Origin of the sequence: Fictibacillus terranigra, assembly GCF_030412265.1 — a bacterium.
GTDB classification, from domain to species: domain Bacteria; phylum Bacillota; class Bacilli; order Bacillales; family Fictibacillaceae; genus Fictibacillus_C; species Fictibacillus_C terrinigri.
The window spans coordinates 285,612-312,117 of sequence record NZ_JAUHLN010000001.1; the positions used below are offsets into that span (position 1 = coordinate 285,612).

The 26,506-nt window shown below is 47.2% G+C and carries 23 protein-coding genes; 16 read left to right on the forward strand and 7 right to left on the reverse strand.

Annotated features, from left to right (window positions below; translation table 11 throughout):
* Positions 1–206: 206 nt before the first annotated feature.
* The gene (locus tag QYF49_RS01420) at positions 207–2,921 is read left to right on the forward strand and encodes a S8 family peptidase (protein WP_290397855.1); all 2,715 of its coding nucleotides are present in this window, start codon (positions 207–209) and stop codon (positions 2,919–2,921) included.
* Between the two features lie 93 nt (positions 2,922–3,014).
* On the opposite strand, the gene QYF49_RS01425 is transcribed toward QYF49_RS01420, so the two are convergent.
* Entirely contained in the window at positions 3,015–3,434 is a 420-nt protein-coding gene (locus QYF49_RS01425; RefSeq protein ID WP_354005809.1) for a hypothetical protein, read from the reverse strand.
* Positions 3,435–3,523: 89 nt separating this feature from the next.
* Between QYF49_RS01425 and QYF49_RS01430 the strand changes: the two genes are divergently transcribed.
* From QYF49_RS01430 to QYF49_RS01465, 8 genes are all read left to right on the forward strand, one after another.
* On the forward strand, positions 3,524–3,859 hold the full coding sequence (locus QYF49_RS01430; protein ID WP_290397857.1) for an endonuclease/exonuclease/phosphatase family protein: 336 nt from the start codon (positions 3,524–3,526) through the stop codon (positions 3,857–3,859).
* 163 nt (positions 3,860–4,022) lie between these two features.
* Positions 4,023–5,435, forward strand: a complete 1,413-nt coding sequence (locus tag QYF49_RS01435) for a DHA2 family efflux MFS transporter permease subunit (protein ID WP_290397858.1) — start codon at positions 4,023–4,025, stop codon at positions 5,433–5,435.
* Positions 5,436–5,439: 4 nt separating this feature from the next.
* Positions 5,440–6,300, forward strand: a complete 861-nt coding sequence (locus QYF49_RS01440) for an alpha/beta hydrolase (RefSeq protein ID WP_290397859.1) — start codon at positions 5,440–5,442, stop codon at positions 6,298–6,300.
* Between the two features lie 193 nt (positions 6,301–6,493).
* Positions 6,494–7,735, forward strand: coding sequence for an Nramp family divalent metal transporter (locus QYF49_RS01445; RefSeq protein ID WP_290397860.1), 1,242 nt, complete (start codon positions 6,494–6,496; stop codon positions 7,733–7,735).
* A 17-nt stretch (positions 7,736–7,752) separates the two neighbouring features.
* Entirely contained in the window at positions 7,753–8,769 is a 1,017-nt protein-coding gene (locus QYF49_RS01450; protein WP_290397861.1) for an NAD-dependent epimerase/dehydratase family protein, read from the forward strand.
* Complete coding sequence (locus tag QYF49_RS01455) at positions 8,770–9,813, forward strand: dihydrodipicolinate synthase family protein (RefSeq protein WP_290397862.1); 1,044 nt, start codon at positions 8,770–8,772, stop codon at positions 9,811–9,813.
* A gap of 218 nt (positions 9,814–10,031) precedes the next feature.
* Positions 10,032–12,155 (forward strand): M28 family metallopeptidase, encoded by a 2,124-nt coding sequence (locus QYF49_RS01460; RefSeq protein WP_290397863.1) that lies wholly within the window; start codon positions 10,032–10,034, stop codon positions 12,153–12,155.
* Between the two features lie 132 nt (positions 12,156–12,287).
* Entirely contained in the window at positions 12,288–13,337 is a 1,050-nt protein-coding gene (locus QYF49_RS01465; RefSeq protein ID WP_290397864.1) for a lactonase family protein, read from the forward strand.
* Between the two features lie 272 nt (positions 13,338–13,609).
* Here the strand turns inward: QYF49_RS01465 and QYF49_RS01470 are convergent, their stop codons facing one another.
* Positions 13,610–14,512 (reverse strand): COX15/CtaA family protein, encoded by a 903-nt coding sequence (locus tag QYF49_RS01470; RefSeq protein ID WP_290397865.1) that lies wholly within the window; start codon positions 14,510–14,512, stop codon positions 13,610–13,612.
* A gap of 569 nt (positions 14,513–15,081) precedes the next feature.
* Between QYF49_RS01470 and QYF49_RS01475 the strand changes: the two genes are divergently transcribed.
* From QYF49_RS01475 to QYF49_RS01490, 4 genes are all read left to right on the forward strand, one after another.
* Positions 15,082–15,870 carry a TrmB family transcriptional regulator gene (locus QYF49_RS01475; protein ID WP_290399011.1) on the forward strand — a complete coding sequence of 263 codons (789 nt, stop codon included), beginning with the start codon at positions 15,082–15,084 and terminating at the stop codon, positions 15,868–15,870.
* Positions 15,871–16,203: 333 nt separating this feature from the next.
* A complete protein-coding gene (locus QYF49_RS01480; RefSeq protein WP_290397866.1) occupies positions 16,204–17,670 on the forward strand; it encodes a flavin monoamine oxidase family protein in 1,467 nt (488 codons plus the stop codon).
* Positions 17,671–17,890: 220 nt separating this feature from the next.
* Positions 17,891–18,709, forward strand: a complete 819-nt coding sequence (locus QYF49_RS01485; protein WP_290397867.1) for a YihY/virulence factor BrkB family protein — start codon at positions 17,891–17,893, stop codon at positions 18,707–18,709.
* Between the two features lie 443 nt (positions 18,710–19,152).
* Positions 19,153–19,812 (forward strand): TerC family protein, encoded by a 660-nt coding sequence (locus QYF49_RS01490; RefSeq protein ID WP_290397868.1) that lies wholly within the window; start codon positions 19,153–19,155, stop codon positions 19,810–19,812.
* 287 nt (positions 19,813–20,099) lie between these two features.
* On the opposite strand, the gene QYF49_RS01495 is transcribed toward QYF49_RS01490, so the two are convergent.
* Together QYF49_RS01495 and QYF49_RS01500 are read right to left on the reverse strand one after the other, a co-directional pair.
* Positions 20,100–20,831: a ZIP family metal transporter gene (locus QYF49_RS01495; protein WP_290397869.1), complete on the reverse strand. Its 732-nt coding sequence runs from the start codon at positions 20,829–20,831 to the stop codon at positions 20,100–20,102.
* A gap of 85 nt (positions 20,832–20,916) precedes the next feature.
* Positions 20,917–21,483: a DUF2238 domain-containing protein gene (locus tag QYF49_RS01500; protein WP_290397870.1), complete on the reverse strand. Its 567-nt coding sequence runs from the start codon at positions 21,481–21,483 to the stop codon at positions 20,917–20,919.
* A 153-nt stretch (positions 21,484–21,636) separates the two neighbouring features.
* Here QYF49_RS01500 and QYF49_RS01505 point away from each other — a divergent pair, with 153 nt between their 5' ends.
* Positions 21,637–22,110 (forward strand): hypothetical protein, encoded by a 474-nt coding sequence (locus QYF49_RS01505; protein ID WP_290397871.1) that lies wholly within the window; start codon positions 21,637–21,639, stop codon positions 22,108–22,110.
* 158 nt (positions 22,111–22,268) lie between these two features.
* On the forward strand, positions 22,269–22,985 hold the full coding sequence (locus tag QYF49_RS01510) for an SH3 domain-containing protein (protein WP_290397872.1): 717 nt from the start codon (positions 22,269–22,271) through the stop codon (positions 22,983–22,985).
* A 42-nt stretch (positions 22,986–23,027) separates the two neighbouring features.
* On the opposite strand, the gene QYF49_RS01515 is transcribed toward QYF49_RS01510, so the two are convergent.
* Positions 23,028–23,306 carry a hypothetical protein gene (locus tag QYF49_RS01515; RefSeq protein ID WP_290397873.1) on the reverse strand — a complete coding sequence of 93 codons (279 nt, stop codon included), beginning with the start codon at positions 23,304–23,306 and terminating at the stop codon, positions 23,028–23,030.
* A 193-nt stretch (positions 23,307–23,499) separates the two neighbouring features.
* On the reverse strand, positions 23,500–24,441 hold the full coding sequence (tagU, locus tag QYF49_RS01520; protein WP_290397874.1) for a polyisoprenyl-teichoic acid--peptidoglycan teichoic acid transferase TagU: 942 nt from the start codon (positions 24,439–24,441) through the stop codon (positions 23,500–23,502).
* A 260-nt stretch (positions 24,442–24,701) separates the two neighbouring features.
* On the opposite strand from tagU, the gene QYF49_RS01525 reads away from it, so the two are divergent.
* A complete protein-coding gene (locus tag QYF49_RS01525) occupies positions 24,702–25,031 on the forward strand; it encodes a YolD-like family protein (protein ID WP_290399012.1) in 330 nt (109 codons plus the stop codon).
* Positions 25,032–25,066: 35 nt separating this feature from the next.
* Here QYF49_RS01525 and QYF49_RS01530 read toward each other — a convergent pair whose 3' ends face one another.
* Positions 25,067–26,497 (reverse strand): S8 family serine peptidase, encoded by a 1,431-nt coding sequence (locus tag QYF49_RS01530; RefSeq protein WP_290397875.1) that lies wholly within the window; start codon positions 26,495–26,497, stop codon positions 25,067–25,069.
* Positions 26,498–26,506: the final 9 nt, after the last annotated feature.

Sequence of the window (26,506 nt, forward strand, 5' to 3'; positions counted from 1 at the left end):
ATAAAAAACATGGTTTGCTAGTTTTGGTCATGGAGTAAGAATAAATTGCCATTTTTAGGAAAATGGAACCGTTTGTGTAGGTAGATAGAATGTTTTTCTGTAAATTTTAGAAGATTTTACCTATTAATCTTCCGGATGTGTTTAAATAGCGTTATGGGCAAAAAAGGGCCCATTTATTTTTTAACATAAACAAAGGAGGCATTGGAATGAGAATGAGAAAGACATCGCGTTTGACAGCCTTATTGCTCGTATTCGCGCTGATTGCCGGCATGTTTTCTCCAGCAGCAGCACGCGTAGCGAATGCTGAGGGCGGATCGTCCCTTGAAAAAGCGGCGCCGCTCGAAAAAGACCAAACGGTGGATGGAACGTTCGACCAGCCTGAACAGACACAGTGGTACAAGATCACACCGAATCAACAGGATATCCAAAAAGATTCTCATATGCAAATTTCATTGACTAGTGATGCGAATTTAAACATTTCTGTCTATCCAAGCATAGAAAGAGCGGGAAATGACGAAACCTTCAGTATGTACCGAAGCTTTACGACACCAGAAACACCCGATAAACCTGCGAAACTGAACGTGCCGTACGCATGGCAGGGACCGTATTACATAAAGGTCGAATACCTCGGTGAAGATACACCTGATGATCCGCCGGCAGCCGCTGAAGCGAAACAGGTAAATTACAAGATTGGCTATAAAGGCCTTAAACTTCCTTCATCCGTTGAATCGGCCGGGGAAGAAGAGTGTCCGGTAGAAATGAGCGCCGGCCAGCAGGAATCAGGAAAAGCCCTTTTAACACAGCTTCGCCAGCTGCGTGACGGCTTGCTTTCAAAGACGGAGGAAGGTAAATCCCTGTCTTCCCTTTATTATAAAACCGCACCGTTCCTCGTTGGAAAAATGGTGTTCAGCCAGGATCTTCGCGAGGATGTATACAGCAACCTTGTGGCATTGAAACCTTTATTTGATGAATTGGCAGCGAACGGGGCACAAAGCACGTATGTCCTCACGAAGAAAGACGGAAGCTCCATCAAGGGGCTGTACGACATCGTGATGAACGCAGCGCCGGACAGCTATAAAGGTGATATTGAAAGAATCGGCGAACAGGTCGGTGTTTCTTCGCTTGCAGGTGAGAAACTGTCCGATGTTATAGGAAAAGCAGGACTTGTTCCTCAAGGACAGAACGAAAAAGACATGTCCAGCAAGCTCATTGTTAAAATGAAAGACGGCTATACGAGCAAGTCACTCAACAGCAAGCTTCAAACGTACGGCATTCAATCCGCTGCCAAATCGGCATTCCAATCTGAAGATAAGGTGCTGGGCAACATGTATGTGGTGAACGCCGCAGGAGGGAATGCTTCTGGCAAATACAGCACGACTTCAAAAAGTACGGCAGCTTCAGTAAAAGCTGCGGCTGCCAAGCTTGCAAAACTGCCGGGTGTTGAATTTGTGGAACCCGTTCAGCATTATCACTCCATGTCCAATGACGTGCAATACAACGATCAGTGGTCATTGAAGAATACAGGGGCAAATGAAGGCGTCAAAGGGGCAGACATCAGCTATGAGCCGATGAAAAAGCTGGCGGGCCAATCGAACCTGAACAGCACACTGATCGCGGTCGTTGATACCGGAGTAGATTATACTCTCGCAGACCTGAAGGACAAAGTGCGTGAAGACCTTGGGAAAAACTTTGTAACTTCTGGTGCGGCTCCATTGGATGACATGGGCCACGGGACTCACGTGTCCGGAATTATCTCTGCAGCAGCAGACAATGGCTATTCGATGGCAGGAATCAATCAGAAGGCACAAATTCTTCCGGTTAAAGTCCTTGACGCTTCTGGATCAGGAGATACCGAACAGATCGCAAAGGGCATTAAATACGCGGCGGACAAAGGTGCAAAGGTGATCAACCTCAGCCTTGGCGGCGGATACAGCCGAGTGCTTGAATATGCGTTGAAATATGCGGCAGATAAAGGGGCGACCATTGTCGCGGCAACTGGAAACGATGGAGATTCCATGGTCAGCTATCCGGGTTCATCGAAGTACGCGATCGGTGTCGGCGCCACCAATGATATGGATGTTGTCAGCGACTATTCCAACTATGGTGAAGGCCTTGATCTTGTAGCCCCAGGCTCCAACATTCCAAGCCTAGTGCCGAACGGAAACGTGACGTACATGTCTGGAACATCGATGGCTACACCGCACGTTGCAGCGGTCGCTGGTCTTTTGCTGTCTGAAAACCCTCGTTTAAAAGCAAAAGAAGTGGAACGAATCCTCACACAAAGTGCGGATGAAATCGGCTTTGGTGAAGTCGATAAACCGAGCGGTGGTTATTATGACGAACCGGATGCCGGGCCAAAACCGGTTCCAGGCTATGATGAAGCATCTGGCTGGGGAAGACTGGATGCGTTTAGTGCACTTAGCGCGGTTAAACTAAACGCAAAAGTGAACTCAGTGCTTGATAACATGGATAAAGTATCGGGAATTGCTGCAAAAGGCTCTAAAGTGACCGTGATGAACGGCAAAAAAGTGCTCGGAAAAACAACGGTACCGGCGTTAGGAACGTTCGCCGTTAAAATTCCGGTTCAAAAAGCAGGACAAGTGCTTCACGTGGCCATCTCCAATGCTTCTGGCTCTGAAAAGGCAGCCCTGAAAGCAGTGGTGGGAAAAGCGCCGGCTCCGGATATGCCAAAAGTGGATAAAGTAACGACAAAATCCACAGCGGTAACCGGAAAATCTGTAGCGAACGGAACGATCAAAGTGAAAGACAAGTCCAAAAAGGTCATTTCTTCTGCAAAAGTAAGCGCAAAAGGAACCTTTAAAGCAAGCATCAAGAAGCAAAAGAAGGGTGCTGTCCTTTACGTAACCGTAACGGACGCTGCTAAACGCGAAAGCAAGGCAGTGAAAGTGACAGTGAAGTAACAGATGGAAGTAATGAAGAAAACCCCTTGTTTCTGCCCTAGCGGCGAAACAGGGGTTTTTGTTATTTAGGAAAGAGTTTCAGAAGCCGAGTCTCTATTGGCCGGGCGGAGCGAAATCAGGTCCGGACAGAGCGCGGTGGAGAAAGGAATCCATGGTACTGATGCTTAATTTTTGCGGAATGTTTTTTATTTTTTTCATTAAGCCCTCCAGTATCACGCGCTGTTCTTGCGCCTCGGCAGTAAGACGCTGATGTTCCATTAAAACCATGCCTGCGGCAGCTTCCCCAGCCGCTCCGTACAAGGCCAGCTTTTCCAGATAGGGTGCAGTCTCCTGCAGGAAATTTTGATTCTCCAGTGTGCTTTTTAACCGGGAAGGTGCTTCTTTCATTGCATAAAACTGCTGTGAAAGAGATTCTCCCTTTATTTTCATAGACTCGGCTTCATCGGCCTTCCAGAATTCATCCATCAGAGGCTGCAGACGAACAGACAGCGGCTCCTCATGGTTGTTCAGGATTGTAGCCTAACAGCTTTCAACGAAAAGCTTCAGTGCAACTGACGCCTTGCCGGCAAATTCCTTGACGCTTCTCTCCAGAGCTTCATACATTGAATGGTTTTGAGGAGGGTGTTCCGGTTATCCTGACGGGTGACTTAAACACTCATCCTGGCAGCCAGGTCTATGAGAGATTCACGGGCAGTGGAGTTCTATCCGACAGCTGGCGGACTGCAGATGTAAGGAAGGGCATTGGCCTCGGAACGTTTAATGATTTTACGGACGATCAAGGAGGCGGAGAAGAACGGAGGATCGACTGGGTTCTTGTGAGCGAATCATGGAACGTAGACCGGGCAGAAATCGTCGATATCAGAGTAGACGGCCGATTCCCAAGCGACCACTTTCCCTTGTATGCGACGATCAGTTTGAAGAAAAGCGGGAGCGGCTGAGGCTGCTCGGCTTTTTTTGTGTGATTGGTGGTGCCAGGCACCGCGATTTGACATATGTCAAAAGCCGGTGCCTGGCACCAAGTCGGCTCATTAGCTATGGGTAAACGTTTAAGGTAAGATGTAGAAAACGATACTTCAAAAGGGAATGAGGATCAAAAAAAGAATGGAAACTTCAAGTTACAAACAGTCAACCATCGTTGCGCTCCTGCTTGCAGGATCATTTATCGCCATCCTGAACCAAACCCTCATGATCACTGCGATTCCGCCCGTCATGGAGGAAATGAGCATCACCGCCAACAGCGCCCAATGGCTGACTACCGTCTTCATGCTCGTGAACGGAATTATGATTCCTGTCAGCGCCTTTTTACTGGAACGGTTTTCCACGAGACAGCTTTTTATCACCGCGATGAGCGTGTTTGCGTTCGGTACACTAGTCGCCGCAATGGCCCCGAATTTTGGGACGCTGCTGCTGGGAAGGGTCATCCAGTCAAGCGGTGCAGGGGTAATGCTGCCCCTCATGCAGACCGTGTTTTTGATGATTTTCCCTGTGCATAAGCGCGGCGCAGCCATGGGCTTAATCGGGCTCGTGATATCCTTCGCACCAGCTATCGGCCCTGCATTGTCAGGCTGGGTAACATCACATTACTCCTGGAGGGTTCTGTTTTTTATCATCTTACCGATCGCACTGATTGATATTTTAGTCGCCTATTTTGCCTTGAAAAACGTGACAGAAGTGACGAAGACGAAAGTGGACGCCGTCTCCATCGTTCTGTCATCTGTCGGTTTCGGCGGCCTGCTGTATGGGTTCACAAGTGCGGGCAATTACGGATGGACAGCGAAGGGTACGATGATCTCCCTATTGGTTGGTGCAGCAGCGCTTGTGCTGTTTATTACACGGCAGCTGCGCTTGGAGCATCCTATGCTGGAGTTCCGTGTTTTTACAAAAGGCATATTTCCGATCACGGTCTCCATTGGTATGATCACCTTCATGGGACTGATCGGAGCGGAGACCATCATTCCGCTGTTCATGCAGAACATGAGGGGTTTTACGGCGTTTGAGGCGGGTCTGGCTCTGCTGCCCGGCGCCTTGATCACCGGTATGATGTCACCGATCACCGGCAGGATCTTTGACCGGATCGGAGCCAAATGGCTGGCTTTAACAGGATTGATCATCATCACACTGTCATCACTCGCTTTTTCCTTTTTAGGGCCGGCGACATCGTTCACGTATATCACAGTACTGTATGGGATCCGTATGTTCGGGCTGTCCATGGTCATGATGCCGGCTGCCACCGCAGGTCTGAATCAGCTGCCTAAACGGCTCATTCCCCATGGGGCAGCCATGGATAATACGATGAGGATGATCGCGGCATCCGTCGGCACGGCGATCCTTGTGACCGTGATGACTACGACTGAGGAGACGGCCAAGCATAGCCCTGGCATTGCCCACCCTGATATCTACGGAGCCAATATCGCGTTTATGGTCGTTTCTGTCCTGTCTCTGATCGGGATCGTGCTCACCTTTTTTATTCCATCGAAAAAGGAAGCAGCAGAAGGAACGGAAGAAGGAGCATGATCAGTTGCAGCAAGAGCGGCAGCCATCTTCTCGGTTGAGAGGGTGGCTGTTCGTATTTAGGTATTTTAACAGCGGCGCCCTTTCATGCTATGATAATTCTTGGATAAAAAAGAGGAGTCAGTCAGGAGGGTTACCCATTAGTCTATTAATCAACGAAAACCGAATGTACAGCAGCCAGCTGAACCGTGAGCTGGAAGTGAAGTGGCTGTTTTCCGATCAGCTTCAGGAGGGAGATGTACAGCTCCTCCTCGTGCAGGACGGTTATTATTACATGAAGCTTGGAGGCCTCCGAGAAACCTTTGAAAAACTGCTGGAAGAAACGCCTGAACTCGCCAGGAACCTCGTCATGGTAACGGTCAGTCCGGGTTCTCCCTCACAGCGCAGAGAGGTGTATCATCCAAACGGCGAGCATTTTGAGGCGTTCACGAACTTCTTTTATGACGACGTGCTGCCGGATGTACAGCAGAAGCTCAAAGCCATCAATATGAACGTAGTGAAAATGGGGGCGATCGGCGACTCGCTTGCCGGAGTCATCTCCCTCTATCTCGCCATGAAAAAGCCGGAGATCTGGTCTCACCTCATGCTGCAGTCTGCTGCGTTTGATGAAGAGATGGCAGAGGATGCACGCCGTCAGATCCAGCAGCCGGACTGGAAGATCTACCAGGTCGTCGGGCAGTATGAGAATAACTTTAAGTCACCCGTTACAGGGGAAATCGCCCATATCTATGATGGCAACAAAAGTATGGCCAGCGTGTTTGAAGAGAAGGAGCTGTCCCTTGACTTCCATGTGGAAGATGAAGAGCACCGCTGGATCTTCTGGAAGGATGATCTGCCGCGGGCATTGTGCTTCTTCCTGAAAAACTAATGAATCGTAGAATGGTGCCAGGCACCGTCTTTTGACATATGTCAAAACGCGGTGCCTGGCACCATTTTTTTAAAGGGATTTATAGACAGATTTACAGACAGATTTACGTCGTTTTTTTGAAGTGTGAACGGGTTTATCATTGAGGTATAGAGTGGTTTAGTCAAGCGGAGGACTCAGGTTGGGAGGGATCGTTTTGAAGTCTGATGTTAGGGAAGCCGCTGTACCGGTGGAGAATACGGAAAGGAGAAAAAGCTTTTTAAGCTATTTAGGTCCGGCCTTCATTACTTCCGCGTTGGTCATTGGCCCAGGAAGTTTAACGCTGAATTCAAAGATTGGAGCCCTGTTTGGGACCCGGTTAATCTGGGTTCTTGCTTTGGCCGTGATCTTTATGATGGTCTATACGGAAATGAGCACTCGAATCGGACTGGCGTCAAAAGCCTCTTTTATTGAAGTCATCAGAAATAAATGGGGCAGGCCGGCGGCATTGCTGATCGGTATCGGAGCGTTTCTCGTAACGGCGTCGTTTCAAGCCGGGAATGCATTGGGATCAGGTTTGGCTGCAGCTTCCATCACCGGCATGTCCACGAACTTTTGGATCATGGCGGTCACAGTAATAGGTGTCGGTTTTCTGTTTACAAAACAGTTCTACAAGCTGCTTGAAAAACTGATGCTTGGCCTGATTTTGCTTATGCTGATCTCCTTTGCCTGTACGGTCGTTCTCACCCGGCCTTCTTTCAAGGATTTGGCGGCGGGCTTCATACCGATCATTCCGGAAGGGTCGCTTCCTCTTATCATCGCGCTGACCGCAACGAGTTTTTCCATTGTAGGAGCGTGTTATCAATCGTATTTAGTGCAGGAGAAGAACTGGGTGATCGGACAGTTGAAAAACAGCCAAAGGGAGACGTATTTGGGGATCTTCATTCTCGGATTACTTTCCTTGATGCTCATGTTATCGGCAGCAGCCATCTTGAAACCAAAGGGTCTGATCGTGAATTCTGCTTCCGAGATGGGAGCGGCACTGGAGCCTTTGTATGGAAACTGGGCAACATTCATGTTTATGCTCGGGCTTTTTGGTGCCTCATTCTCTTCTTTAATGGGCAATGCCACCATCGGCGGTTCTATTCTTTCGGATGGGCTCGGTTATGGCAGCAGGTTAACCTCCAAGTCTGTTCGCGCTCTTATTCTTCTGGTCATGATTTTCGGTTCCGCCGTGGGGATTTTTTTTGGCTCAGCACCTATTGCCCTTATTATTTTTGCCCAGGCGATCACCATCGTTATCGTCCCCTTTATTGCCATCGCCATTTTATCAGTGGCGAATGATGAAAAGACTATGGGGCCGCTGAAAAATACGCTTTTAAAAAATGTCATCGGATTTGCGGGACTCATTGTTTTAATTCTTTTAGCCATAAATAACGTAGTCAGCCTTTTCAAATAAAAAAACGAGGTGAAACCATGCAAACGTTACATGAACGGGAAGAAGTAATGACAAGGCCATCTGAACATTTAATCAGGGACTTAGGAAACCTGGATGGAGACATCATGATTCTTGGAGTTGGAGGAAAGATGGGGCCCACGATGGCAAAGCTCGCCAGACGTGCACTCGATCAAGGGAACATCACAAAGCGAGTCATCGGTGTATCCCGCTTTTCCTCAGGAACATTGCGGTCAGAGCTGGAAGAGGCCGGTATAGAGACGATCAGCGCGGACCTGTTGAAGGAGGAAGACCTTCAGGGGCTGCCAGACGTAAAGAATATCATCTATATGGCAGGACATAAATTTGGAACAACGGGCAATGAACATTATACATGGGCGATGAATACCTACCTGCCGGGCAGGGTGGCAGAAAAGTTCCCGAACTCCCGCCATGTCGTATTCTCCACGGGAAATGTATATCCTCTCGTTCCCCTGGCCCAAGGAGGGTGTGATGAGCAGCACCCTGTCCATCCCGTAGGCGAGTACGCACAATCCTGTCTTGGAAGAGAAAGGATGTTCACGTATTATTCAGAGAAAAACGATACACCAGTCACCATCTTCAGGCTGAATTATGCGATCGATATGCAATATGGTGTGCTCTTGGAGATTGCCAGGCAGGTTTATCAGGAAAAACCAGTGGATCTCGCGATGGGCCATGTGAATGTCATCTGGCAGGGAGATGCGAACGAATATGCTCTCAGGTCACTGCTGGTTAGTCAAAGCCCGCCGACAATTTTAAACATCACTGGACCGGAGACCGTTTCGATCCGGTGGCTCGCTCAGCAGTTCGGTCAGCAGTTCAACAAACAAGCTGCTTTTGCCGGGGAAGAACAGCCGACCGCTTTGCTCAACAATTCTTCCAAAGCCCATCAGTTGTTTGGCTATCCAAAAGTTCCGCTGAATACGATGATTGAGTGGACGGCGGCCTGGGTGAAAGCGGATGGACAGACGATAAATAAACCGACCCATTTTCAGGAAAGGCAAGGGGCATTTTAAATGCTGAAGCCAGAGATTAAAGAGCTGCTGATGGATGGAACCGTTATTCCTGCACATCCCCTGGCATTGGACAAAAACAGGAAGCTCGATGAAAAAAGCCAGAGGAGATTAACAAACTATTATATCGATGCTGGGGCGGGCGGTGTAGCCGTTGGTGTGCACACGACCCAATTTGAAATCAGAGATCCTGAGTTTAATCTCTATGAAAAAGTCCTGCGTATGGCCGCAGAGGAAGTGCAGAACCGAGAGCTGCAGAAACCATTTATAAAAGTGGCTGGCATTTGCGGAGGGATGGAGCAAGCAAAGGAAGAGGCGGCCATGGCGAAAGAGCTGGGCTATGACTTGGGCCTTCTCAGTCCTGGCGGGCTGTCCCATTTCAGCGAGGATGAAATGCTGGAGAGGACAAAAAAAGTTTCAGAGATTTTGCCGGTTTTTGGATTCTATCTTCAGCCATCGGTTGGCGGGCGTGTTTTTTCTTATGACTTCTGGTGCGAATTTGCAAACATCCCAAACGTGTATGCCATTAAGATGGCACCCTTCAACAGGTATCAGACATTGGATGTCATCCGGGCAGTGTGCCAGTCCAAACGGAGAGATGAGATTGCTCTTTATACCGGAAATGATGACAACATTGTTCAAGACCTTTTGACATCGTATGAGATGGCAGTTGATGGAGAAAGGGTCAGAAAATCCATCGTTGGCGGTCTGCTGGGACATTGGGCAGTCTGGACGAAAAAAGCTGTGGAGCTGTTTGATGAGATCAAATCCGTACGGGACGGCGAAGTGATTCCAGCGTACCTCATGCGGAGGAACCAGGAAATCACCGACGCAAATGCTGCGTTCTTTGATGCTGCCAATGGTTTTAAAGGATGTATCGCCGGCATCAACGAAGTATTGGCGCGCCAGGGGATCCTGCAGGGAAACTGGTGTCTCCTTGAGCATGAAAAACTCAGTCCTGGACAATCTGCAGAAATCGACAGGGTGTACAGGGACTACCCCCATCTCAGCGACGATTCTTTCGTCAAGCAGCTGAGTAATTACTAAAAGGTGCAGAGTATAAAAAGACAGATCCCTTATCTAAATAGGGATCTGTTTTTTATATTGGCACCGTCTTTTGACATATGTCAAAAAGCGGTGCCTGGCACCAATCGTTTACCTCCCAACAAGACTAAGGATTCATTTTTTTCCAAATCGTACGCAATAAATTGACTGAATTTACAGACTTCTACTAATATAGTCAAAAAGCGAGGGAGGTTTTAGGATTGGGAAAACGTAAAAATTTCGGCTCAATGAGGAAGAAGTACCTGGCAAGCAGTATGGCGCTTACACTTTTGGCGTCCGCAGCTCTGCCTTTCACTCACGCCAGCGCACAGACTAAACAGGAGAATCTGACAGGTTTTGCGAAGGACAAATCCGAGTGGCAGACAGAGTTTGAAACGAAATTTCAAAATGGTGTAAAGGAAAGCTACATCAAGAAATATGGAAGAGCACTAAGCAAACGGCCCGCTTTGGTCGGCACGAAAGGCAATGATGCCGGCGTCCAATATGCGCTTGATGAGTTGAAGAAGGCCGGCTTGAAGCCGAAAGTCCACACGTACGATGTCTACCTATCCCATCCCAACAGCATCTCCGTCACCCAGACCGCACCATTTCAGAGGGAACTCAAAGTCACCGAGGATCTAAAGAAGGGCACTCCTTTTAAAAACGAAGTCGTAGAAGGCTATAACGCGTATTCCCCTTCAGGAGATGTGGAAGGAGAGCTCGTGTATGCCAACTATGGAACCCCTGAAGACTTCAAAGAACTGGCCTTGCAGGGTGTGTCAGTAAAAGATAAGATCGTCATCGTCCGCTACGGTAAAAACTTCCGGGGCGTAAAGCCGGATCTTGCCTCCCAATACGGGGCGAAAGGCGTTTTAATCTATTCTGATCCGAAGGATGACGGCTATGTCAGAGGTCCGGTCTATCCGGAGGGGCCGTGGCGTCCGAAAGACGCGATCCAGCGCGGAAGCATCCTTTACATCTACCGTTATCCCGGCGATCCGCTGACCCCTGGAAAAGCATCGCTGGAAGGTGTGAAACGAATCAATGCACAAAAAGCGGACTCACTTCCAAGAATTCCGACCACACCGATCTCCTACGGTGAAGCACAAGGATTGCTTCAGGCGATGGGCGGGCCTGTTGCGCCTCAAGCATGGCAGGGAGGGCTCCCTTTCAAATATCACCTCGGCAATGAAGCATCCAAGGTCCGCCTTAACCTGGATATCGAGTACGAAACAAAACCGATCAAAGATATTACCGTCACGTTTAAAGGGGCGAAGTATCCGAACGAAAAAATTGTGATCGGAGGCCACAGGGATACATGGACGTATGGTGCCAGTGATAACATCTCGAGCTGGGCAACGATCATGGAGATGGCCCGTTCCCTCGGCAAAATGTATGAAAACGGCTGGCGTCCGGACCGTACCATTGTCCTTGCTGGATGGGATGGAGAAGAATACGGACTGCTCGGTTCAACGGAATATGCAGAACAGTATCAAAAAGATTTGACGAAGAATGCAGTAGCCTACATTAACATGGACGGGATCGCCGGACAATTTTTCGGGGCAGGAGCCGTACCTTCCTTAAACCGTTTAATTTTTGATGTGGCGAAAGATGTGACCGAACCGAGGTCAGGCTTGTCTGTCTATGACGATATGCTCGTCCGAAACGACGGCAAAGAACAAGAGATCGACTTGCTAGGCAGCGGTTCCGACTACACCGCCTTCCTGCAGCATCTCGGGGTTCCGTCGGCGGATGTCGGCTTTGGTTCGCCAGGCGGGCTTTATCACAGCGCGTACGATAACTCCGACTCCATAGAACGGTTTTTTGATCCGGGCTATAAACACCAGGCGGCCGCCGGACGCTTTACAGGTCTGATGGCCCTGCGGCTGGCCAATGCAGAAGTTCTGCCGTTCCAATACTCCGAGTATGCCCAATCCGTGCAAAAACTGCTTGCTGACGTGGAAAAAGACGGAACACTCGGCGTGGACATCAGCAGTTTAAAAGCGAAGGCGAAAGAGTGGGAGGAAGCAGCGAAACAACTGGAGACGTTCAGCCAAGGTCTTCTGAACAGCGGAAAAGGCAAACCGAAGCAATGGAAACAGCTGAACACGGCGTTAATACAGCAGGAACGTGACTTGATCAGCGAACAGGGACTCGCGAGCAGGAGCTGGTTCAAGCACCAGGTTTTTGCCCCTGGACTCACTACAGGCTATGCTGCCCAGCCATTGCCTGCTCTGGTCGAAGCACAGCAGGCGAAGGACCCTGCCGCTTTTAAAGCGGCCGTTAAACAGCTGGAAAAATCGCTCACAAAAGCAACATGGACAGCAGAGGAAGCTGTCGAATAAAACCTTGGTAGCATGGTATTCGACATGAATACCATGCTTTTTTTAAGTGAACAATAAGGGTTCGGACGGGTGTCTCGATGACAGCTTGTGTTAAAATTTAAGAAATCAGAATCAGGAAAGGAGATCATCACGATGACAAAGTACTCAGGCTATATCGGAACCTATACAAAAGGTGAAAGCAAAGGCATCTACTCTTTTACGCTGGATACCGATGAAGGCCGAATTGCAGATATAAAAGCAGCAGCCCAACTTGGAAACCCTACATACTTAACCATTAGTGAAGACAATCAATACCTTTATGCAGTAAAAAAGGACGGAGACATGGGCGGGGTGGCCGCTTACTCCATCACGAATGAATCAAGGGGGCTTGCCCTGTTGAACAGCCAGCTGACAGAAGGAGCTTCTCCTTGCCATGTCAGTGTGGACCGCGAAAACCGCAACGTGCTGACAGCGAACTACCACAGAGGGACGGTCGAGCGTTTTGCTGTCGAACAGGGAAAAGGCGTGCACCCTGCAACTTCCGTTATCCAGCATAAAGGTTCGGGTCCGGATGAAAGACAAGAAAAGGCGCATACCCATTATGCCGGATTTACGCCGGATGAAAAATATGTAGCGGTCGTTGATCTTGGCATCGATAAACTGATTACCTATCAACTTAATAATGGTGAGCTAAATGAAGTGAGCAGCCTGTCTGTAAAGCCTGGCAGCGGTCCAAGACATCTCGAGTTCCATCCAAACGGAAAAATGGCTTACCTTATGACAGAGTTCAGCTCAGAAGTGATCGTATTGGAATACAATGAGGGGGATGGCAGCTTCGCGATTCTTCAGTCCATCTCCACCATTCCGGAAGATTTTACGGAAAACAACCAGGGCAGTGCGATCCATGTATCTTCGGATGGCCGTTTTGTTTACGCAGCGAACCGCGGACACAACAGCATCGCGATTTTCAGTGTAAAAGAAGAGTCAGGCGAATTAACATTTGTCGACCGCACGTCAACAGAGGGAGATTGGCCTCGTGATTTCATGCTCGATCCATCCGGGAAATTCATCGTGGCATCCAATCAGGAATCCGGCAACCTCGTCCTTTTCTCAAGAGACGAAAACACCGGCAAACTGACACTCCTCCAGTCCGATGCGTTCGTACCTTATCCAGTCTGCGTGAAGTTTTTACATGTAAAGTGATAATATATGAAAAAAACGCCTTTTCGGAGGCGTTTTTTTTATGTTTCTTCAAGTCGAATGAAGATGATTTCGGCGGAAAAAAAGAGCCTGGGGCTTTCAGGAGGGCTGAAGAAAGCCGTTTATTATCGAAAAAACCGATATATTATCGAGATTCCATTGCTATTATCGAAAAGGGCAATTTTATTATCGATATAAAGCTCTGGCCTTCGTTTAAACTTTGAAGCTATTAAAAAATCCCTATAAGCCAAAAAGCTGATAGGGATTGTTTATGATCACATATTTTCAGGCTTCTTTCTCGTCTGCAGGGCGATATAGAACAATACCGCAAACAACAGCGTGATTAACGCTGAATGGGAAAGGGTGGAAAAGATATTTAAGCGCGTCAGTACGACAAGAACACCGCTCACTCCCTGTAACAATGTTAAAATAAACGCGATCAGCGAAGCGTAATAAAGATCCGGACGGTTGCTGCGCAAATGCCTGTAGGAGTAGATCAATAATCCAAGTACAAGACATAGCAGCACAACAGCTGCGATCCGGTGAAGGTAATGAATACCCGGCAGGCCGGCCAGCGGCAGGTAATTGCCGGGATAGCAGCCAGGGAAGTCGGTACATGCCAGGCTCGCTTTGACGTGGCGCAGGTACGCACCGGAGTAAATATCGAGATACGCATAAGCGACAGTAATCCAGGCAAACCATTTAAAGCGCTTCGATACAGCGCTTTTCACGAGCAGATGAGATCTGTCCTTTTGCACGACATATACACTTAAAAGAACCACACCTGTAAAAGCCAAAAGTGAAAATCCAAAGTGAAGCGCAAGAACCTCAGCCGATTGCGGCCACATGACAGCTGCAGCTCCGATGATGGATTCTACAATAATAAAGCTGATTCCAAGAATGGCAAGGCCCTTCACTTCACGGATGCCGCGATAACGGCGCCATGCCCAGATCGAGAAAATAATAACAACAATCCCTGCAAAACCGGTGATCAGGCGATGGGTATATTCGATCATCGTTGCTACGGTATATTCGGGAATAAACTTACCATTACATAACGGCCAGTCACTGCCGCACCCCATACCAGAATCTGTGTCAGTCACAAGAGTGCCGGCGATCATTAATAAAAACATGATGACACTTGTAAAGACGGCCATCGCTTTAAAGGCTTTATCCATAGAGAAAAGCTCCCTTTAGTAATATATACTCACACTTGACATCATGGGGTATACAGAGCCGGTAGTCAACTGAGATGAAGCAAATGACAAACATTTGTCAAAATAAGGGCGTATATTCAATAGATGTACTAGAACTCAGTTATTTTTGTACCCATTTACGGCGGCCATGGTGGTTCCGGCACCAGCGCGTGAATCGATGTGGAACTCATCCATCAGCGGGGTGTTGCTGTTTAACTGAAGCTTCTAATGTTATTCTACCCTTCCCTGCATACAAAATAAATGTTCCTGGCTTCTTCAGAGGCCGCTGTTTGTATCTGGAACCGTTAATCACTGAAGACTCCCCCTCGTTTATCGGTCATGTCTAGCGTCCTTCGTCCAATTTATTACTGTGCCGCAAGATATCGGTTTTTGTTGAAATTACCTATACTGAAAATTGGTAAAAATCATAGAAAATCTCGGTTAAATCCAGTATGATTAAGAGGAATGAGTAGTTGTTTTGAATACTACTAATTAGAAGTATTTTTTAATACAACTATCGGTGCCAGGCACCATTATAAGGAGGGGAAATGATGATTGATCGTTTAAAAAAACTGGGGATGACAGAATTGGAAGCAAAATGCTATATCACACTGCACGAAGACCCAGAGCTAACAGGCTATGAAGTGGCAAAAAGGGTTGGCGTGTCCCGGGCTAATGTCTATTCAGCCTTGCGGTCCCTTTCGGAAAAAGGAGCCTGCCGCAGTCTGGAAGGTGATACGGTTCGTTATAATGCTGTGCCAATCGAGGATTTGGTACGTCTTTTTCAATCGGAATTTGAACAAACGACCAAAGTCCTTATTCAGGAATTGAAAATGCCTCCCCGCCCGGCACCCGCCTTTTATAATTGGCAAGGAAACAGGGGCCTTGATCTGGCTATCCGAAGAGTCATTGCGAGTGCAGGAAGTTCGATAGTAGCTGAGATTTGGGCTGAGGATCTTTCCTGGGTGGAGGATGCACTGCTTGAAGCGGAAAAAAGAGGGGTAACGGTCGTGCTCATATCCATTGGCGAGACGGAGTTACCGCTCGAAAATGTGATTGTACGACAAAGGGAGGATCAATGGCATACGGATGAACGCAAATTCTCCCTGTTATGCGATTCAAAAACGGCGTTTATTGGAAGCTTTGGCGGAACGCTTAAGCCCTCATCGGCAGAAACCGACCATCCGGCAGTGATTGAGATGCTGAAAAACGGCTTCTATCATGATTTGATCATGCAGCAGATCGAAAGGGATTTCAGCAAGGAGCTGGACGAGAAGTACGGTGAAAATTATAAAAAACTATTAAACTATTACATAAATGAACGAGGATGGAAGGTGTAAAGCCATACTTTGGTACTGATTTTGGTGCCAGGCACCACGTTTTGACATATGTGTAATGGTGGTGCCTGGCACCGAAAAGCGAAAATCCACCAGCCAAACAAACCCTCAACTGCGAACTCCTGGCAGTTGAGGGTTTTTTATCTTTGTATAAGAAACAGGCCTATTGCCCTATGAGTGGAAAATGTCCTTGGAAGTTAGGTATATTACGAGGATTCCTACAGATTATCCCTGCTTTCGGGTTCAGGATTTATTATTGTTTTAGTAAAATTAATTATCCTTTCAAAAACGGAATATATTGGGTATGAACGGCGTTTCGTTGAGGGGGATAATCGTATGGAAAGAACAGTGCTGTCAGAAAAAGAGATGCAGATCATCATCAGAAATGGTCTGCCTCCTGCCGCCAGGCGAAAGAAGATCATCGTGGCTGGAGCCGGAATCGCCGGGCTTGTTGCAAGTACTCTGCTGCTGGATGCCGGGCATGACGTACGGATTTTAGAAGCTTCCCAACGGGTAGGAGGACGAATCTATTCCGTCCGGTCACCTTTTTCAGATGGCCACCATTTTGAGGCGGGAGCCATGCGGATACCTGAAAATCACAAGCTGGTGTTCGAGTACCTTCATAAGTTCAGACTGCCGTACAACCGGTTTGTAAACGGCTTGCCGGATGATTTATTTTATATTAATGGAAGAAGAGTACGTTCGGCTGATTATGAAAAAAATCCTGACCTTCTTGGCTTCCCGGTCGCCGAACATGAGAAAGGACTAACTGCCGTAAACCTTTTAAGATTTGCCATTCAGCCGCTCGTCGATTATGTGAAAATGGATCCAGAACAGCATTGGCCCACAGTGATCAAACGCTTCGGGAATTATTCAGTAGATACGTTCCTGAAACATAACCCCTTCGGGAGGTCTTTATCTGCAGGTGCGGTGGATCAAATCAAGGTCCTTCTTTCACTCGAAGGATTTCCTGAGCTTTCTTTTTTGGAAACGTTCCGGGACATCCTCCTTATCTTTATTAAACCGGAGCTGAAGTGGTTTGAGATTACTGGAGGGAATGATCAGCTTCCACAAGCTTTTATCCCACGCCTAGGTGACCGGCTGCTGTTGGAAAAACGAATAAGGAAAATCGTACAGGGTCCCAAAACAGTAACATTGCATACGGAACATCCGTCAAGCAGAAAAACGGAAACCTTTGAAGCTGACCGCGTGATTATCACCTTGCCTTTTTCCGTATTGAATTTCGTACAGATTGAGCCTGAGCAGTCACTGTCATACTTTAAAAGACGAGCGATTCGGGAACTCCATTATGTGCCTTCCACAAAAGTAGGTCTGCAATTTAAACGGCGATTCTGGGAAGATGAGGGCTTACGGGGAGGAAAAGCGATAACAGACCAGGCATCCCGGTTTACATATTATCCGAGCCACTATCCCTCAGGAGTCCAGTCCGGTGTGGTGCTCGGAAGCTATACGTGGGAAGATGATTCCAATCTCTGGAGCTGCCTGCCAAGGCAGTCGAGGATCTATGAAACGCTCAAGTGCCTCTCCCTTTTGCATGGCTCGCAAGTATTCAGGGAGTTTACGGCGGGTGTTTCCTATTGCTGGACCCACAATCCTTATGCCGGCGGTGCGTTCACGATGTTTAAGCCGTATCAGGAGCTGGAATTCGGAGATGCCATTTCTACTCCGGAAGGCAGGCTTCATTTTGCTGGGGAACATGCGACAAAAGGCCACGGCTGGATGCAAGGCTCCATCGAATCGGCTATAAGGGCTGCACTTGAAGTGCATCAGGAGTTAACATAGTGGTGTAAAACATAATGGTGTCAGGCACCGCTTTTTGACATATGTCAAAAGCCGGTGCCTGGCACCATTTTTGGTTCTAGAACCCCGAGAACCCACATATCCTTTGTACCATGTCCACCAGAGGAAGGCAGAAGTGGGGAGTCCTTCCATTTGCATTTTATTCAGTGATAGGTATAATTGCGGAATGACAAACCGGCCGTAAAGGGAAAGGGGGCTAATTATGACCGCTGCTTATATTCTCAGAAAGCTCGCTAACCGCTTTTTTACGTTGAGAGTCTATGATTTGTCGGCCCAAATGGCCTATTACTTTTTGATGTCCGTGTTTCCTTTTTTATTGGTAATTTATTCATTGTTGGCCTACCTGCCCATACAAGAAGAAAACATTTTGGAACTTGCTAAACCCTATGCGCCGGAAAATACGTACCATCTGATCGAAAGGACGCTGGCGTATACGGTGACGCTCCAGAAGGGCAATCTGCTTTCATTCAGTTTAATTTTCACGTTATGGCTTTCTTCGATGGGTTTTCAATGCATTAAACGCGTATTGAATGATGCGTACGATATTAAGGTAAAGGAAGGCTTTATTAAACAAATATTAGAAGGAATCTTGCTAACGATCGGCTTCATGCTCGTGATTTTATTCTCGGTATTCGTTCCGATCATTGAACAGCTGATGAAGCATTACTTAAACGATGTGTTTTCTTTAGAGGGCTATCATAAATTATGGATCCTCATACAGTGGGGGATCGGAACTCTTTTTTTATTCCTGTTCTTTATCGGACTTTATTATTTTGCTCCGAACGCCAAGTTAAAGGTGGCGAGAGTACTGCCAGGCGCCTTTTTTTCCATGATCGGCTGGCAGCTCGTTTCGATGGGGTTTGCCGCTTATGTCAGGGGCAACAATTATTCAGCGCTGTATGGGCAGCTGGGCGGGATTGTCGTCCTGATGCTTTGGTTTTACTTGTCTGCCATGATTATCATTCTTGGTGCCTTGTTAAACACCATCGTTTATCCGATCCATGAAAACAGGAAGGATTAATGGTCCCGTATAGGAAAGCTTTCTCTACTAGATATGACGATGACAGTGAGACTGGTGCTTCTTTTGCCGATGATTAGATGAGCTTTTCTGCGGCATGCAGAAGGGCTTTTTTATTAGAAGTGATAGGCACTTTCCCGGGAAATATGTCGAAAGTGATTTTTGAACTGACTAATTTCAATAGGGGAGAGGTGGTGTACACAGGAGATAAACCTCCTATTTACTGAGCGATTGCAGTTACCGGATGGACATGGCGCTATTTAGTAATACTAAGTATTTCTGAGAAATGTCTTGTCGCCCTTTTTGTATGGTGGTTGTCACCTTTTTTTACAAAGTCTAATGCTAAAAATAGTTTTTATGAGCAAAAATGTTATGATATCGAATAAAAAATGGTAAACTATTATAATGTGAATTAGAAAAACATTCGTTATAGATAAGGTGGTTTCATGGATAATTTATTGGTAAATCTCTTGGAAATCCTCCTTATAAATATTGTGTTAAGCGGTGATAATGCGGTCGTTATCGCACTCGCCTGCCGTAACCTTGAGGAGCGGCACAGGAATAAGGCGATTTTCTTTGGGACGTTTGGGGCGGTATTTCTAAGGGTAGTTTTAACATTTGTCGCAGTATACTTGCTGAAAATTCCTTTCTTGAACTTTGTTGGCGGACTGCTGCTTTTATGGATCGCCATCAGTCTTCTAAAGGGAGAAGAGGATGAAAACATTGAGGCAAATTCCAGCTTGTCTGGAGCCATCAAAACGATTATTGTTGCTGACTTGGTCATGAGTCTCGATAACATTGTGGCCGTGGCAGGAGCAGCGAACGGAAACATAGTGCTCATCATTCTTGGTTTGATCATCAGTATTCCATTGATCATCTGGGGAAGCCAGCTTCTGATGAAGATTATGGCGAAATTCCCGATCATCATCATCATCGGGGCAGCTCTTCTGGGCTACACAGCCGGCGAGATGATGTTAAAGGACAAGGCCGTCGGTCATTACTTAGAGGCCTTTCATTTTAACCTTCACCTTGCATTGCCGATTGCTCTCGCTATTCTGGTTGTGGTGGTTGGCAAGTTCAGTGGAAGACGCGCGAAAAGCGTTTAATAAAGCAAAACAGTGCCAGGCACCCCGCTTTTGACATATGTCAAAACGGGTGCCTGGCACTGTTTATTTATTGAATCCCATAATCTTTGGCAAACACCATATGTGTCTCGACGAGAACATCCTTGGTCCTTTCATCGAGATTAAAGATACGGGCGCCGCGCAGCCTGTTTTTCTCGGCACCCGGCAAGCCGTATGTTCCGAGATGCTGTAAGGAATTATGTAGTTATTGCAAAAAAAATTCAGTTCCCGTCCATTTATAAAGACGGAACTGACACCAGATGACATCATTAAATTCTTGTTAAAATGAGAGAAATGAGCAACCCGACAGAAGCGATCAGCCCGACAAGTGAACCCCCTTCTTCAAAAGCTTCAGGCAGCATCGTCGAGCCGACCATGGTGATGATCCCGCCTGCCGCAAAGGAAGCGATGATCGCCATCAGTTCTTCTGAAGCATCTTCCAGAAATAGATATCCAGCCCATGAACAGAACGCCGAGATCATCAGAACGGTCATCCAGAGAACAAGAATCTTCTTTTTACTTATATTGCTTTTAAGCATCCCTGCCGTACTTGACAGCCCTTCAGGAATGTTACTGATAAAAATGGCGATGACGAGCAGCCAGCTGACGCTGTTATTCTCGATCAGACTCGCCCCGACAATGATGGATTCGGGGATGGCGTCCATCACGGTTCCGATAAAAATCGCAAAGCCGGAGCCGCTCGGTGACCCATCCTGTCCAGCTGACCGTTTCCTTTTGTGTGCTCCTTTCCGGGAAACGATGAGATCCAGCACAGTAAATACAACTGCCCCGATTAAAAATCCCATGGACGTCGGAAATAATCCTCCTGAATGAGCGGACTCCCCAAGCAGTTCGTAGGTGGCAGCGCCGATCAATACACCCGTCCCGAACGCCATGATAAAGCCGATGATTCTCTTTTTGATGGGGAAAGACATCGCCGCTAGGGCTCCCAGTAAAACCGCAGAGCCGGAAACGCCTCCCCACAAGGCGGCAATCCACATACAACTACCTCCCTCTATCTTACGGTGCCTGACACCGCAATTACACAAGTATGTAACGGCGGTGCCTGGCACCCCATCGTTACTACTAGACTTTTCCACGGCGAAGCCAGGCATAAACCGCTACAACTAGCCCGCCCGCCATGCCGAAGATGATATCGAGCATCGTGTCCTTGTTTCCACCCAGCTGCATCGTGTGGGTGAAAAACTGATCACCCACAAACTCGTAGATCTCCCACAAAACGGTGGCGATGACGGGAAGGGAGAAGACGAGGAGAAAGATCATCCAGGGTGAGACGTCTTTTCGCACACGCGCCGGGATAAAGATTTTATAGAGTGCGATGGCGGCAAAACCGACAAAGATTCCTTTATAGAGGTGAAGCGTGGTATCCCACCATTTGAAATGCAGATAAAAACTCGCAAGAGAGCCCAAATACGTTGTACAAAAAAGAAACAGATAATAGCCGATAATAAGGGCGGTGTTAAAAGGAATCGGCCTTGACCGAAGCAGCAAAAGCGGAAGTCCGCTTACCACTATTCCACCGAGAGCAACCTGCCAGCGTGAAGAATCGCCCTTGACAAGGTAAATGATGAACAGGACAAGCATGAAGATCATAAAAAGTGTGCTGAATACCATAATTGTTTTTCTTCTCAAGGTCCTCACCCCCTTTCAAGATTCCTTACCATTATGGCCAAAGAGAAGGAGGAAGAACCGTCTGCTTTTGATGATACAATGTATCATCCGCCCACGTTTTTCATATACTGCCTAAGAATATCACGCTCACTCATCTTTTGGAGGAGGCAGAACATGAAGTTTACGGTGCAATATATCCCTCTGAGCAGCATTAAATCCGGAATATCCATAAAATTAACGGAGCATTTGAAGAAGCTCCGAAATATCATGTGGGACTGCATGAACGTGCTTGTTGTCCAGAAAAGCAAGAAAGACGGCCATTATGTAGTTGTCAGCGGACAGGACCGTCTGGATTATCTGAAAAAAAATACGAAAAACAAATATGCGCCGTGTATCGTCGATGAACCTTCCGGCTTCAAAACATGGCTCACGCGCTTCAGCGGCAGGCAGCCGATCGATGATTTTCCGATGCATCCGAAAAGCTGGAAGATCGTCCGGGCATTTTTAACAAAGGAACCCCGTTTTCAAAACCTGTCACGGGCACAGCAGATGAAAGTCCTCCTGCTCGCGGTCCAATACAAGAAAACGGTTATCGCTTCCATGCAAAACAGAGTCAGCCAAATCGTAAAAATGCAGAACGGCGAATGATGAAATTCGTCGTTTTTTTTTGGACTGCAACACCGAAAAAAAGGGTATGTAAAAGACTGGTTATTGTTTCTATTATTTTACATAAACAATAGTCATGAGACATAAGATGGAACGGTACGGCATGTCCACGAAAATCCGTAAGGGAGGAAAAACTCGGCATGAAAAAGGGCTTTCTGAAAATCGTAGTCATTGTGTTGCTGGCCATCGGGCTCGTCACTTCTCTTTTTCCGTCCCGAATCGCTCAAGCCTCATCCACAAAAACGGCCTATGTTGATATTACATCAGGAAAGCTGAACGTCAGAAGCGGGCCGGGAACACAGTACAAGATTATCGGGTCGCATAAAGACAATACAAGGCTAACCATCTACTCCCAGACGAAGAGCGGATGGGCCAAGATCAAATACAACAAGAAAAACGGCTATGTCGCGACCAAATATCTAAGGTTCTACCATACGATGTCCCGTTCAGACGCCAAATCGATTACAGACAGAGCCATAAACATTCAAGATAAGATCGCCAACAACAAGACATATACAATAAAGCAGATTCATCAGCTGCAATCGCCCGGCTATACTTCAGCCTACATCGACAATCTCTTAACATATGACATGACTTCACACAAGAAGGACAAAAAGGGAAACAAGCTGTATGAGTGGCTGGCGACAGACTTCCCGATGTATCGGATCTGGGGATTTGACTGGAGCGGGAAAGAGGCGCCTGAAAAGCCTTCCATCACGTACTATACCAAGGACGGAGCATGGTATCTGAAAGTCTATCAATATGACAAAGATGATATGTACACGTACCATCAAACCCTTTATCTTTCAAAATCCAGTGAGAAAGCCGCCTGGAGGATTTACAATTATAAATGGTGATGAAAAGCCGCAAGCATCCGTGCTTGCGGCGTCGTTGATCTTTCAATAATCTAGTCGAGTATAATTAATTGGTAAACGCATAACTGAATGGGCTAAAAGCTCATTCAATAATAAAAGTAGGGATGTCGATAATAAAAAGATCGGGCAGTCGTCTTTGCCTGATCTTTTTTGAGGAAAACTATTCAAAAAGGCCGCCGCCCAGCCGAGGCTTTTTTCTAGAACAAATGAATGATTTTGAGTAAATGTCACATCGGAGTCTTCCGCAAGAGGGCTTTTTACTACTGAAAAGCCATTTTTGGAGCTAAAACGCCAGATTTGCATGCAAAATAGACCCACCGCAGATTTTTATGTTCAATCCGTTTATACACGGCACCATCCAACAGGATGCGTCGCATTCATTGTAAGCCGCGATCAGCACTTTACTCATCCGGCATCCAACAGCTCGCAATCCGCCATTGCATAAACATCACGCCACAAAAAAACAGCGACCCCCGCAAGGTTCACTGCTTTCAAATTAGATTTCCAGTTCTTTTTTTAAAGTGGTTTGAATTTTGGTTTTCTCGTCTTCCGGCACGATGAGATAGTAGATGCCGCCGATTCGCTGGCCCTGGCCCTTGATCTCGATGTTTTCTACGTTGCTGCGCGCGCCTTTATAGTTGGATTGAATGTCTTTCATCTCGTCGAAGGTCATGTTCGTTTTTACGTTGGAGCCGACTACGTTTAAGATGTCGCCCATTTTCGTAACAGAAGAAATTTGTGCACCTTCATTAACGATCGCGCTGATCACCTGGCGCTGGCGTTCATTACGGCCGAAGTCGCCTTCAGGATCTTCTTTTCTCATACGGGTGTAAGCTAGTGCTTCTTTACCGGACAGCTTCAGCTCGCCTTTTGGGAACGAATAGCCATCATAGTTGAAGGCAAGGCGCTCGTTGTTTACGGTCACACCGCCAAGCGCATCCACAATTCCTTTGAAACTCTCCATATTTACTTTTACAAAATAATCGACGGGCACGTCCAGGAAGTTTTCAACGGTCTTGATGGCCATTTTTGTTCCGCCAAAGGCATAGGCATGGTTGATTTTATCCTCCCGGCCTTTTCCGATGATTTCAGTCCGGGTATCACGCGGGATGCTGGTCATGACCATTTTGTTCGTATTCGGGTTGACGGTCACTAGAATGAGCGTATCGGATCGGCCGCGGTCACCTTGACGCTCATCAACGCCTAAAATCAGGATGGAGACCGGGTCGCCTTTTGAAGGAGTAAGATCGCCCTTCCGTTTAGAGGAACCATCCCACGCCGCATCATCATGCATTTTGTTGGCCGTGTTTTTCACCGAGCCATAAATATAGTAGAAGCCGCCTGCTCCGATGAGCAATAATACGCCGAGGATAAGGAGAGTAATCTTTAGTCCTCTGCGTTTTTTTCTGCGCTGCTTTTTCGCTGAACGTCTGTCCATTTCATCAACCTCTTCATTATAGTCATAAGCCATTAATAATCTTATTAATCGTTGCAATATCTTTTTTAATATAACAGAAAATGACAGGTTTGGTGAAAATATTTTTAAATTTACACATTCCTTATGACGGTTGCAGACCAACGATGGGAACGATTCCTTCAATTTACATGTTTATACAAATCCCGCGCATCATTTGTCAATTATTTTCAGTGTAAACCGAACGTATATTCGCATATAATAGGATAAGGCAGGTGAAGAATATGCTTCGTGACCGCGGAAAGATGAAATGGCAAGGGATGTTTATGCCCGAGCATATGAAGGGCTTAAGGGAGTTTGACTGGGATCATAAAAAGAAGACAAAACCGGAACTGGATGAGCAGCAATACGAGCTGATGGAACAAACCATCTGCGAGGCGATGGCCGAAAATTTGGATCTGTGTATGACCATTTTTGGAAGTGGGGACTTTCATTTGCTGATCGGGAAGGTGCATTATGCAGATCGGTATAAAAAAGAGCTGCGCGTCGTCGATTTCCACCATGAGGTCCATCGAGTGAAGATCGCTGATCTGGTGGATGTAAAAATAAGATAAAAGGACCCCCTGGGAGGGATCCTTTTATTTTACTTTTATTTCGTTAATGCATTATAGATGTTGGCTTCTCCAGACCCGAATAGCGGATCTTGTCCCACTTTTCCAAGATCGACAGCTGTCTGGCGCAGCTTCGCCTGAACTTGAGCCGGTGAATATTCAGGATGCTGTGATTTGATGACCGCTGCGATACCGGCTACTTTTGGTGCAGCCATGGAAGTACCGTGAAGAAGGGCATAACCCTGTAAGTTTCCTGTTACATACGGTGCCAGGTAGGTTGGCCAAGTTGAGAATGCACGGTACATAAAGTCACGCTTATTAAGATAGTCTCCTTTTGGATCTTGGCGATACAGGGCATCGTATGCCGGGCCGTTGTCACCGCCAGGTCCAGCCACGTCGATCACGCTGCCATAGTTGGAATAGAACGCGATTTTGTCATTAGACCACTTGTTGGAAGATGAAACGGTTACGACTCCAGGAACTTGGGCAGGTGCCACACGGGAAGGCCCCTTAATATCCAATCCATACGTTTCCTTCCAGTAAGTTTGCATGTCATGAATGTCATTCAAGTTGCGGGAGTCATTGCCGGAAGAAACGACAACCGTCACACCTTTTTTCGCAGCATACTGCATGGCACGGTGATAAGCCACCATGGAAGCGGAATCGCCTTTTTCACCAAGGTTGTTCGCCATCCAGCGCCATCCGCCAAGGCTCATGTTGATGACCTCAACTCCATCGTTCGCTGCAGAAACGATCGCATCGGTAATCCATGATTGCTGTGCACCGCCTGTCGCACCGAAAACCCGGTACGAGCGTACGGTTAAGTTCGGGCCAACGCCGTATACTTTACCGTTTCCGGCAATGGAACCGGCTACGTGTGTTCCATGGCCGTTTTTGTCCCAGGCATCCTTCGTGCCAGGCACAAATGTTTTACTGCCGGCAAGATCGGCATTCGCTTTTAGATCTGGGTGATCAAAGTCCATTCCAGTATCGATGATCCCTACGACCGTATCATGGTTACCTTTGTTGATGCCATAGGATTTGAACTCGTTAGTGACTCGTTTGATATCCCACTGAAGGTCATGATAGTTTTGGTTCGGATCGTTCCAGTCAGGCTGCGGAATGGATGTGATTGGCTGACCGTCAGCAGGATTCGGATCGTCTTCCAAATAGACTTCCAACTCTTTGTCCGCAGCTTGTATGTTTGTATCTGCTTTAACTTTTGCAAGGAAATCTGGGGAGGCAGATTTGGCTTCTACAACGCCAATTTCCTCAACGACTCGTTCCACAGAGCCGCCTGCCTGTTCGATTTCTGCAGACAGGTTAGAAGGGACTTTCCCTTTATATGTAAGAAGATAATGGACAGGTGAGGATGACTCCTCAGCACTGGCGGGCTGGGCAATCATACTCGAAAACAGTGAGAATGACAGGGCGGAACACATTGAAAGTACAGCAAGCTTTTTTTTCATATTACTTTC